Here is a 10,671-nt window from a genome sequence, read left to right on the forward strand (position 1 = left end):
TATTACGACTATAAAAGTTACACTCAAACCAGCCATAATAAATAATGTGCTTGAAATATATTTAGCTATAATTATCTCTTTTCTCGTTATAGGCAAACTCACTAATACTTTTTCTGCTTTACTTTTCTCGTCATAATAAAAAGAAATATATATAATCGTACTACATGTTATAAATACTCCTATTGCAATCCCCATTGGTTCGACGGAATTCTTAAAAATAGATAAAATAGGGATTAAAAAGTAGAAAGGAAACATCTTCTTCTGTAAAAAAAACTCCTTCAAAATCAACTGTTGCATATGAATTCTCCTCTCTATAAATCACGCGTTTCATAAATTTTAATTGTAAGAAGCATAGAAACGATATAGACACTAGCTAGTGTGATTAATCCAACTATAAATATGCCAAAATGTAATGGATTCATAATCCAATTAATGAATGATGCCGTAACACTTTCTCCGTCACCAATAAACATTCCAACAATAACACCTATTCCAGCGGCTCCACCTGTAAATATTCCACGTACTACTTTTGATTTTGTCCCATAATAACTCGGGAATAATGCTGTAATATAAACTAAAGAATATACAGCACCTCTGACTACTACATACCAAGGAATTTCAATATACAAATTGGGATGATAAGCTCCAATATCACCAATGACAGCGATACCTCTTATAAGAAAAACAACTAGCGTAGTAGAAATCATGCCACCTACAATAAATATTACACCCGAAATATATCTAGCAATAATGATATCCTTTCGTCCAACAGGTAAACTATTTATAATAACATCACTTTTATTTTTTTCATCCATCGCTATTAGTATCATAGAAGATGATATCGTTATGAGTAAGCAACTCATTGGAAATAACAATTCACCATCTGGATCTAATCCAAAGAAAACAAGAGGCATAATAAAATACACTAACCACATAACCCGAAAAAAGAACAAATCTTTATAGATTAGCTGACGCATAGGCACCTCTCCCTTTCGCAGTGTAAACGATAATGTCATCTAATGTAGGCTTTTCTAGTACAACCTCATTTCCAAACCAATCGATAATTCCTTGTTTATCCTTCGCTAAACCTTCAAAACCAAACTTACTTTTTCGTAATCCAACAAATAGTTCTTTTCCTTCTCGATCTAATAAATCATTACTTCCTTTTACGATTACGTAGTTCTCCATTAAGTCTTCTTTTTCACCAGTAAATATAATTTCTCCATCATTGATGAACGTAACATAATCTGCAATGCGCTCTAAATCTGTTGTAATGTGCGTTGAGAATAATACGGATACTTCATCTTCCATTACAATTTCTTGCAACATATCAAGTAATTCACTTCGAACAACTGGATCTAACCCTGCTGTCGGTTCGTCCATAATAATAAACTCTGCGTGGTGCGAAAGTGCGATTGCAATCGCAAATTTCATTTTCATTCCTTTTGATAATTCTTTAATTTTTTTATACTTTGGAACTTGTAATCTATGCATATACGATTGATACTGCTCTTCGTCCCACTTTTTATATAACGGTGCAATAATACGCTTCATTTGTTCACACGTTAAATCTTCGTAATAATGATTTTCATCATATACAAAGCCGATATTTTGTTTTATTTCCTTTTCAGCTTTCTTATTGTCCTTGCCAAAAATTTTTATATCTCCGTTATCTTTTTTAATTAAATTCATAATCATTTTGATCGTCGTACTTTTCCCGGCCCCATTCGGTCCGACAAACCCCATAATATATCCGCGTGGTAACGTAAAACTTATATTTTTCACTGCGAAACCTTCATAACTTTTACAAACGTTTTTTAACTCTAACATCTCTCTCATTCCCCCTTATATAAAAACGCAATCATCTGCTGTAATTCTTCAAGTGAAAGCTGCAACGCTTTACTTTCATTCACAATCTCTTCCGCTTTACTTTCCAATAGGCGAAGCCTTTGTTCTTTTAATAGTTCATTATTTTTACGTGAAACATAAGTCCCCTTCCCAGCAACAGTTTCTATATATCCTTCTTTTTCAAGCTCCTCGTATGCACGCTTCGTTGTAATGACACTAATTTGTAATTCCTTCGCTAAGCTACGAATAGACGGTAATTGATCTCCACCCTTTAAACCGCCATTTAAAATAAGCTGGCTTAATTGTTTTCTTATTTGCACATAAATAGGGTCTTGGGAAGAATTCGAAATAATAATATTCATGTTTTCCTCCAGTTTGTGTATATACTGTGTATACCTTATATATACAGTATATACACACCAGCCTATTTTTGGCAAGAAAAAAAGACCAACATTTTCCTGTTGGTCTTTCGTATATGTATCACTTTTCAAAGCGATCTAACATCTCGTCTCTCATTCCGAAACTTACTACTGCAATTCCTATATACATAAACAGAAGGAATGCCGGATGAACTGTGTTGTACCAGCTGCTGTCAACGATTAAGTAAATCGTTAATGCCACAACAAGAACAAACGCTAAGATAAACATATAAAAGTGTCTTGTACTACCCATGATAAACTCCTCTCTTCTCACTTCACCATTCAACAGTTTATTTTATCGAATAATTCGATATGACTCAAGGTTAACTTTCTGTTATGTAATCAAGTTCCACCTTTACAATGTCCTCACATGCTATTGAAATGATTGTTCCTTGTTTATCAATCGCCGTCACTTCTCTATTATCCATTACACGATTTGCTACTCTTTCTAACACTTTTCCTTGGTCTCGATAGCAAAATTCTTTTACATCTTTAATTGTTTCTCCATTTTCTAAATGGTATACCATTCTATAACATCGATATCCCAATATTTCACCCCCGTCTTGTTCGTTTTTTCACATATACATAAAAATGAGTAATCTTTGCCTCATCACATCTTCTTAATTTCAATAAAATTCTAACAAAAATAAATACTTTTATCAAACCGACTTTTTCAACAAAACTACCTATAAAACTACACCTTTACACCATTAGGAAACAAAAAACATATTTTTTTAACATTTTCTTCACTATTTCTGCATAAAGTGAAACTTTAATCAGTGGGGATTTTTGTTCATTCCCACTGATTATTAGTTGAACCAATCGGGCATTTACGGACAGTTTATCTCCCACCTGGCTTCTTTGCACCAGCTAAGTTTTGAGTTGAGAGTTTACTGTCCGTTAATGCGGGACAAATTATCCATACAAAAAAAGAACCCGCCTCAGCGAGTTCTTTTTTTGTTATTTTAATCAAACTTGTACAGGAGCTGGCTTCGCATAACGTAAAACTGGTTTACGTGCAGCCATCGTTTCGTCTAAACGTTTAATGACTGTCGTATGCGGTGCTTCTTGTACAACTTCTGGATTTTCTTCTACTTCTTTAGCGATTTGAATCATCTTATCAATGAAACCATCTAATGTTTCTTTTGATTCTGTTTCTGTCGGCTCAATCATAATACATTCTTCCACATTTAATGGGAAGTAAATTGTTGGTGGATGATAACCGAAATCAAGCAGACGTTTTGCAATATCTAATGTACGTACACCAAGTTTCTTTTGACGACGACCTGATAATACAAATTCATGTTTACAATGTCTATCGAATGGAAGATCGTAGAATGGCGCTAATCTTCTCATCATATAGTTCGCATTTAATACAGCATACTCAGTTACTGCACGCAATCCATCTGGACCCATAGAGCGAATATACGTGTATGCACGAACGTTAATTCCGAAGTTACCATAGAATGGTTTCACACGACCAATTGCTTCTGGACGGTCGTAGTTGAAGTGATAACCATTTTCGGTTTTCTCTAAAATCGGTTTTGGTAAGTACGGAATTAAATCAGCTTTCACACCTACTGGACCAGAACCTGGGCCACCACCGCCGTGAGGACCTGTAAATGTTTTATGAAGGTTTAAATGCACAACGTCAAATCCCATATCTCCTGGGCGTGCTTGGCTTAATACCGCATTTAAGTTTGCACCATCATAGTATAATTTACCGCCTGCATTATGGACGATTTCTGCCATTTCTAAAATATTTTCTTCGAATAGACCTAATGTATTAGGATTTGTTAACATAAGTGCTGCTGTTTCTTCGTTTACAACACGTTTTAAGTCTTCTAAGTCAACAAGGCCATTTTCATTTGATTTTACTGTAATTGTTTCAAAACCAGCTACAGTTGCAGATGCTGGGTTCGTTCCGTGAGCAGAGTCAGGCACAATTACTTTCGTACGGTTAAAGTCACCATTCGCTTCATGGTATGCACGAATTAACATTAAACCTGTCCATTCTCCGTGTGCACCAGCTGCTGGTTGTAAAGTAACAGTATCCATACCTGTAATTTCAATTAAATGCTCTTGTAAGTCGTACATTAATTCCATTGCACCTTGTACTGTCTTTTCATCTTGCAACGGATGAATATTTGCAAATCCTGCGAAACGAGCTACACTCTCATTAATTTTCGGATTATATTTCATCGTACAAGATCCAAGTGGATAGAATCCAGAATCCACACCGTGGTTACGGTTTGAAAGTGCTGTATAGTGGCGCATAATATCAAGTTCAGATACTTCTGGTAGCTCTGCATCTTCTACTCGAATATAATCGCTCTCAAACACATCTTCTAGTTTCACTTCTTCTACATCTAATTTGGGTAAGCTATATCCTATGCGTCCTTCTTTACTCACTTCAAAGATAAGTGCTTGGTCTTGGTTCTTCATTGGATAGCCCCCATTTCGTTTACAAGTGTGTCAATTTCCTCTTTTGTACGAAGCTCAGTTACTGCTACAAGCATATGGTTTTCATGCTCTTTATAATCACGGCCTAGATCGTAACCACCGATAATATTCTTTTGTAATAATGCATCGTTTACTTCTTTCACTGGACGTTTGCAATCTACAACAAACTCATTGAAGAATGGTCCAGCAAATGTTACTGTGAAGCCTTTCGCTTCAAATTGACGTTTTGCATATTGTGCTTTAGAAATGTTTTGACGTGCCATTTCTTTCACACCTTGTTTGCCAAGTGCCGTCATTGCAACAGAAGCTGCTAGTGCATTTAACGCTTGGTTTGAACAAATGTTAGATGTCGCTTTATCACGACGAATATGCTGTTCACGTGCTTGTAACGTTAATACAAATCCACGTTTACCATCTGAATCTACAGTTTGTCCAACAAGACGTCCTGGAATTTTACGCATAAATGCTTTCGTTGTTGCAAAGTAACCACAGTGCGGTCCACCAAACTGCGTTGGAATACCGAATGGTTGTGCATCACCGATTACAATATCAGCACCAAATTTCCCTGGTGGTGTTAATGCGCCTAATGATAATGGATTTGAAGAAACGATAAATAATGATTTTTGTTGATGAACGATTTTTTCAATATCAGCTAATTTTTCAACTTGTCCGAAGAAGTTTGGATATTGAACGATTACACAAGCAACTGTATCATCTACTTCACTTTGTAATACGTCTAAATCTGTTACACCATCTTTATGATTAATTTCAACAACTTCAAGATTTTGACCTTTTGCATACGTTTCAAGTACTGCTCTTGATTCTGGATGAACCGCGCTAGATACAAGAATTTTCTTTTTGCGAGTATGGCCAGCTGCTAACATTGCCGCTTCAGCTAAAGCTGTCCCCCCGTCATACATAGAAGAGTTTGCTACATCCATTCCTGTTAATTCACAAATCATTGTTTGGAATTCAAAGATTGCTTGTAATTCCCCTTGTGAAATTTCCGGTTGGTATGGTGTGTAAGCTGTATAAAATTCTGAGCGAGAAATAACATGATCTACAATTACTGGAGCATAATGATCGTATACGCCTGCTCCTAAGAAAGAAGCGTATTCTTTTAAGTTAGCATTTTTACTAGCCATTTGAGATAGCTCTTTTAAAAGCTCTGGCTCTGATTTTGCTTCTTTAATTTTTAAATCCCCTTTAAAACGAACACTCTCTGGAATATCAGAGAATAATTCATCGATCGTTTGAACGCCGATCGTTTGTAACATTTCTTTTTTGTCTTCTTCTGTCATTGGAAGATAACGATGCAACATGAAATCTACCCCTCTCCCCGTTACTTTGAACGTTTGTAAAATGGTGTTGGAACAACTACTGCTTTGACGCGTTTATTACGAATTTCAATTTCTACTTCTGTATCAACTGCTGCGTATTTTACATCAATTAGTGCTAAACCAATGCTTTTCTTTAACGTTGGAGATTGTGTACCACTCGTTACTTCCCCAATTTTTTCTTCACCAATAAATACAGGGTAATGCGTACGAGGAATTCCACGTTCGATTACTTCGATGCCGACTAATTTACGAGGCGCACCGTTTTCTTTTTGCTCTTTTAACGTTGCTTTTCCAAAGAAGTCTGCTTCTTTATTTGTTTTTACCGCAAAGCCAATTCCAGCCTCAATCGGTGTAATATCTTTTGATAATTCTTGTCCATAAAGTGGTAATGTTGCTTCGAATCGAAGTGTATCACGAGCACCTAAACCACATGCTTTTAAGCCCTCTTCTGCTCCAACTTCAAGAAGTTTCTCCCAAAGTTTTGCAGCATCTTCACTCTTACAGTAAATTTCGAATCCATCTTCACCTGTGTAACCTGTACGAGATACAAGTGCTGGAATTCCATCTACAAGAATATCGTTTTTAAATTTAAAGAACTTAATTTCTTTCAAATCTTCTGACACAACTTTTTGTAAAATGCCTTCTGCTTTTGGTCCTTGAATTGCAAGCTGTGCAACTTCACTAGAAACATTGACTACTGTCGCATCGCCAATTACATGACTTGCTAACCATTCGTAATCTTTCTCGATATTTGATGCATTGATTACTAATAAATAGTCTTCTTCACCACGTTTGTAGATTAATAAATCATCTACTGTACCACCATTTTCGTAGCACATAGCTGTATATTGTGCGCCCCCTACCTTTAAGGTAGATACGTCATTTGTAACAACACGTTGTAAAAATGCTAAACTATCTACACCTTTTACTTCAACTTCTCCCATATGAGACACATCGAACAAACCTGCAGCTGTACGTACAGCTTCGTGTTCTTCTTTAATGCTTGAAAATTGAACTGGTAATTCCCAACCACCGAAGTCGATTGTTTTTCCACCATACTTCGCGTATACATCAAATAACGGTGTACGTTGTAATGTAATCATGCTCTCTCCCCCTTATGCTTTGACAAATCAATAAAAGTTGCTTCCCTTTTCTAAACATTTTCATTCTGAAAAGATAGGATATACGGAATCTCATTATATTTTTTTATGAAAGCGTAAATAAAAAATCACTTTCTTGGATAAAATACGAAAGATTCCACACATTTCACACCATTATCCTAACATCATTCGCTATATTTCATCAATATTCTAGCATAAAAAATAATTTAGAATTTTTTATGTTAAAACACAATAAATACAGCTTTTGAGATTTAATACTTTATTATTGTCTATCATATAGCCTTTAATAACGATAATTATGCCTTCTTTTAAGGCAAATCATCATACATTAAAAAATAATTACTTTAGTTTATAAAAGGTGGGAGAGTTGTAATGAATGTCGATATTTCCGTAGATCGGACATGGCAAAACAATTTTTTAAATAGAATTGACGAAGATGGTCCTTGGACAAACTGGGATTTATATCACTTAGCTTATGAAACAGAAAAATCGTTACTTGTTCCTACTTTTGATGGACTACAAGCACCGAAACATTTATCCCATTTCACACCGCTTCCGCATCAATTAGAAGTCGCTCAAAATGTGATTGAACAAATGAACGGTAAAGCGATTCTAGCAGATGAAGTAGGCCTTGGAAAAACAATCGAAGCTGGACTTATTTTGAAAGAATACATGGTCCGCGGGCTTGTGAAAAAGGTACTTATACTTGTCCCAGCTTCTCTCGTATCACAATGGGCATACGAACTGAATACAAAGTTTTTCATTCCCGCTGTAGCACAAAAGAAAAGCTACTCATGGGAACAAGCTGACGTAATCGTATCATCAATTGATACTGCGAAACGTTCACCACATCGCGATATCGTGTTGAACTTGGAATATGACCTTATTATTATCGATGAAGCACATAAACTGAAAAATAATAAAACAAAAAACTATGAATTTGCACAACGATTAAAAAAGAAGTTTTGTTTATTACTAACCGCTACTCCTGTTCAAAATAAGATTGATGAAATTTTTAACCTTGTTTCTTTATTAAAACCAGGACATTTAGGCAATCAATCCAACTTTGAAGAATATTACGCTTCCAAAAATCGCTCAGCCGAATCAGATGAAGACTTAAAAGCTCTCATTAATAAAGTAATGGTGCGAAATAGACGACATAATACCGGTATCGATTGGCCGAAGAGACATGTACGTACAATTTTTGTTGAGTTTAATGAACAAGAACAAGCTCTATATAATGATATCGAAAATTGGCGAGGACAAGACGCCTTCACATCTGCTTTCTCATCGTTAACTTTAAAACGGGAAGCGTGTAGTAGTCGTGAGGCTGTTTACTATTCATTGAAAAAGCATGTAGAAAAAAAACAGAAAGAAAACGAACATTATATAAAAGATCCACATATCGATGTGCTAATGGACAAAATTAATCATATTCCTTTCAACTCAAAAGCAAATAAAGCTCTTGAGCTTATAAAAGAAATTGACGATAAAGTCGTTATCTTCACAGAATATCGAGCGTCACAAATGTACTTACAATGGTTTTTACAACAACACGGTATTTCTTCCGTTCCATTCCGCGGCGGGTTTAAACGCGGGAAGAAAGATTGGATGAAGGAGCTTTTCCAAAACCACGCACAAGTATTAATTGCAACTGAAGCTGGTGGTGAAGGGATTAACTTACAGTTTTGTAGCCATATGATCAATTATGATTTGCCATGGAATCCAATGCGTCTTGAGCAAAGAATCGGACGTATTCACCGTCTCGGTCAAAAAAATGATGTTCATATTTATAACTTAGCTACAAAGCATACTGTTGAAGAACATATTCTGAAACTGTTATATGAAAAAATCAACTTATTCGAGCGTGTTATTGGTGAACTCGATGAAATTTTAACGAGAATTAATATGAAAAACATCGACGCGCACATTCAAGAAATTTTCGCGCAATCAAAGAGCGAAGGTGAAATTAGAATTAAGATGGAAAACTTAACATCTATTATCGACTTTGCGAAACGAAATGAAGCTGAGGTGCAAGGCTATGCAGCAACATGAAATTCATAATTACTTATACAATTTCTTTGAGGCGAATAACTGTGAAATTTTAGAACGTTCTCCTCATTTATTAGATGTACAGTTAACAATTGAGATGGATAAATTATTAATGAATCGCCCTTTTTATTGGCACTATCTTGAGAAAACAGGAGGCGTACCGAATCCGATGCGCCTTACTCTTATTACAAATCCAGAAAATGAAGAAAATGATGGTGAGCTTATTCACTACGGTTCACCACGTCTACATCAAATTTTCCAAACGACAAAAGAATTAGGCTCATACATACGTTTATATGAGGATGTAAGACATAATGGGTCAACACATACACCGCTCCACCCTTGGCTCGGTATTAATATAAAAGTTTCCTATCAATGTGATCGAAAAAAAGACATCCTTCACTCGATTGGTATTCATCTCATTTCTGGAACAATGATGGCAAACTTTCATGAAACATTAACAAACATTAAACTTACACCAAAAATACCTGATTTTTGTTTTACGCTCTCGCCCATCATTAAACCTCAAAGTGGTTTACAACGCATAGAAGACGCTTTAAAAAATATAATTGCAGAAGATGACCATACGTGGGCAAAAGAAGCAAGAGTGCGTTGGAATCATGATTTAGACCTTTTAAACCGTTTTTATGAAGAAAGTGACGAACTTCCTGAGAGCTATGAAATTGAAAAACAAGCTCTGCAAGAACAGTATGAACCACGTATTACAGTGCAAATTATTAACGGTGGACTCTTTTATGTTACCGCGAATCATTTTCTATCGAAATAAAGCTCCTTCTGCTTTAGAAGGAGCTTTATTTCGAGTTATTCTCTATCCTCATTACGCTCTTGTTGTTTTTGCTTTGCCATGCGTTTTTGATACGCACGATCCTTCGCGCTCACATGATTTGCATCAGTTGGAAGATTTTCTTTCGAACGTCCAATTCCATTGCTCATCTTTCCCACTCCTTTTTACGTTTTTCAGAATACATGTTTATTTTCAGCTAGAGTTACAATCCTTATACAAAAAAATAAGAGCAGCCATTGGCCACTCTTACTCGCTCACATATTTTTGAAACATATCATGGATGCCTTTATTTACTAGGTTCGAGATCTGCTCGTCAGATTTATTCGGATAACGATCACGCAATCTGATAGATGCCTTCACCATTAAATTTTCTAATACAGAACGGCCACCTTCTCCATAAATAATTTCAGCATATTTAACAAGCCTTCCATCCTCTACTGTTGCTGGATTATGATTGAAGAAAAATTTACTCATTGTCTCCACCTCTCTATTTTGATAACGTTTACATTTATATAGATTATTTATGTTATTTATTTCACAATATTGTATGCATGTATATTTAATTAGTTTCATTATAAAGCAACATATCGATAGTAAATATGTGATTTTCCGTCCATTTTGTG

At 35.5% G+C, this 10,671-nt stretch carries 14 protein-coding genes; 3 read left to right on the forward strand and 11 right to left on the reverse strand.

Going from position 1 to position 10,671, the window contains the following annotated elements:
- From ABWK52_RS19585 to gcvT, 9 genes are all read right to left on the reverse strand, one after another.
- The coding region (locus ABWK52_RS19585) for an ABC-2 transporter permease (RefSeq protein ID WP_353772086.1) at nt 1–297 on the reverse strand (297 nt) is incomplete at its 3' end.
- A gap of 14 nt (nt 298–311) precedes the next feature.
- The gene (locus ABWK52_RS19590; protein ID WP_001249426.1) at nt 312–977 is read right to left on the reverse strand and encodes an ABC-2 transporter permease; all 666 of its coding nucleotides are present in this window, start codon (nt 975–977) and stop codon (nt 312–314) included.
- Nucleotides 958–1,830, reverse strand: a complete 873-nt coding sequence (locus ABWK52_RS19595) for an ABC transporter ATP-binding protein (protein ID WP_000891307.1) — start codon at nt 1,828–1,830, stop codon at nt 958–960. The genes ABWK52_RS19590 and ABWK52_RS19595 overlap by 20 nt, the downstream gene beginning before the upstream one ends.
- Before the next feature lie 5 nt (nt 1,831–1,835).
- The gene (locus ABWK52_RS19600) at nt 1,836–2,210 is read right to left on the reverse strand and encodes a GntR family transcriptional regulator (RefSeq protein WP_001021353.1); all 375 of its coding nucleotides are present in this window, start codon (nt 2,208–2,210) and stop codon (nt 1,836–1,838) included.
- 118 nt (nt 2,211–2,328) lie between these two features.
- Nucleotides 2,329–2,520: a hypothetical protein gene (locus ABWK52_RS19605; RefSeq protein WP_000535933.1), complete on the reverse strand. Its 192-nt coding sequence runs from the start codon at nt 2,518–2,520 to the stop codon at nt 2,329–2,331.
- Nucleotides 2,521–2,590: 70 nt separating this feature from the next.
- Nucleotides 2,591–2,794, reverse strand: a complete 204-nt coding sequence (locus ABWK52_RS19610; protein WP_000262496.1) for a DUF3929 family protein — start codon at nt 2,792–2,794, stop codon at nt 2,591–2,593.
- Between the two features lie 442 nt (nt 2,795–3,236).
- Nucleotides 3,237–4,712, reverse strand: a complete 1,476-nt coding sequence (gene gcvPB, locus ABWK52_RS19615; RefSeq protein WP_000795702.1) for an aminomethyl-transferring glycine dehydrogenase subunit 2 — start codon at nt 4,710–4,712, stop codon at nt 3,237–3,239.
- A complete protein-coding gene (gene gcvPA / locus ABWK52_RS19620) occupies nt 4,709–6,052 on the reverse strand; it encodes an aminomethyl-transferring glycine dehydrogenase subunit 1 (protein WP_000903240.1) in 1,344 nt (447 codons plus the stop codon). The genes gcvPB and gcvPA overlap by 4 nt, the downstream gene beginning before the upstream one ends.
- 20 nt (nt 6,053–6,072) lie before the next feature.
- Nucleotides 6,073–7,173 carry a glycine cleavage system aminomethyltransferase GcvT gene (gene gcvT / locus ABWK52_RS19625; RefSeq protein ID WP_000631769.1) on the reverse strand — a complete coding sequence of 367 codons (1,101 nt, stop codon included), beginning with the start codon at nt 7,171–7,173 and terminating at the stop codon, nt 6,073–6,075.
- A 390-nt stretch (nt 7,174–7,563) separates the two neighbouring features.
- Here gcvT and ABWK52_RS19630 point away from each other — a divergent pair, with 390 nt between their 5' ends.
- Nucleotides 7,564–9,246 (forward strand): DEAD/DEAH box helicase, encoded by a 1,683-nt coding sequence (locus ABWK52_RS19630; RefSeq protein WP_001100036.1) that lies wholly within the window; start codon nt 7,564–7,566, stop codon nt 9,244–9,246.
- Nucleotides 9,233–10,030 (forward strand): YqhG family protein, encoded by a 798-nt coding sequence (locus tag ABWK52_RS19635; protein ID WP_001183966.1) that lies wholly within the window; start codon nt 9,233–9,235, stop codon nt 10,028–10,030. Before ABWK52_RS19630 ends, ABWK52_RS19635 begins: the two co-directional genes overlap by 14 nt.
- A 35-nt stretch (nt 10,031–10,065) precedes the next feature.
- On the opposite strand, the gene ABWK52_RS19640 is transcribed toward ABWK52_RS19635, so the two are convergent.
- The gene (locus tag ABWK52_RS19640; protein WP_000064668.1) at nt 10,066–10,197 is read right to left on the reverse strand and encodes a hypothetical protein; all 132 of its coding nucleotides are present in this window, start codon (nt 10,195–10,197) and stop codon (nt 10,066–10,068) included.
- 97 nt (nt 10,198–10,294) lie between these two features.
- Complete coding sequence (locus ABWK52_RS19645) at nt 10,295–10,522, reverse strand: hypothetical protein (RefSeq protein WP_000032702.1); 228 nt, start codon at nt 10,520–10,522, stop codon at nt 10,295–10,297.
- Between the two features lie 73 nt (nt 10,523–10,595).
- Between ABWK52_RS19645 and ABWK52_RS19650 the strand changes: the two genes are divergently transcribed.
- On the forward strand, nt 10,596–10,671 hold a 76-nt coding region (locus ABWK52_RS19650), incomplete at its 3' end, for a GTP pyrophosphokinase (protein ID WP_353772087.1).

The organism is Bacillus sp. AP50 (assembly GCF_040492675.1).
Taxonomy (GTDB): domain Bacteria; phylum Bacillota; class Bacilli; order Bacillales; family Bacillaceae_G; genus Bacillus_A; species Bacillus_A cereus.

Excerpts from the sequence above, each read along its gene's own strand:
- ABWK52_RS19590 (WP_001249426.1), bottom strand. The coding sequence starts at position 977 with ATGCGTCAGCTAATCTATAAAGATTTGTTCTTTTTTCGGGTTATGTGG.
- ABWK52_RS19595 (WP_000891307.1), bottom strand. The coding sequence starts at position 1,830 with ATGTTAGAGTTAAAAAACGTTTGTAAAAGTTATGAAGGTTTCGCAGTG.
- ABWK52_RS19600 (WP_001021353.1), bottom strand. The coding sequence starts at position 2,210 with ATGAATATTATTATTTCGAATTCTTCCCAAGACCCTATTTATGTGCAA.
- ABWK52_RS19605 (WP_000535933.1), bottom strand. The coding sequence starts at position 2,520 with ATGGGTAGTACAAGACACTTTTATATGTTTATCTTAGCGTTTGTTCTT.
- ABWK52_RS19610 (WP_000262496.1), bottom strand. The coding sequence starts at position 2,794 with ATGGTATACCATTTAGAAAATGGAGAAACAATTAAAGATGTAAAAGAA.
- gcvPB (WP_000795702.1), bottom strand. The coding sequence starts at position 4,712 with ATGAAGAACCAAGACCAAGCACTTATCTTTGAAGTGAGTAAAGAAGGA.
- gcvPA (WP_000903240.1), bottom strand. The coding sequence starts at position 6,052 with ATGTTGCATCGTTATCTTCCAATGACAGAAGAAGACAAAAAAGAAATG.
- gcvT (WP_000631769.1), bottom strand. The coding sequence starts at position 7,173 with ATGATTACATTACAACGTACACCGTTATTTGATGTATACGCGAAGTAT.
- ABWK52_RS19630 (WP_001100036.1), top strand. The coding sequence starts at position 7,564 with ATGAATGTCGATATTTCCGTAGATCGGACATGGCAAAACAATTTTTTA.
- ABWK52_RS19635 (WP_001183966.1), top strand. The coding sequence starts at position 9,233 with ATGCAGCAACATGAAATTCATAATTACTTATACAATTTCTTTGAGGCG.
- ABWK52_RS19640 (WP_000064668.1), bottom strand. The coding sequence starts at position 10,197 with ATGAGCAATGGAATTGGACGTTCGAAAGAAAATCTTCCAACTGATGCA.
- ABWK52_RS19645 (WP_000032702.1), bottom strand. The coding sequence starts at position 10,522 with ATGAGTAAATTTTTCTTCAATCATAATCCAGCAACAGTAGAGGATGGA.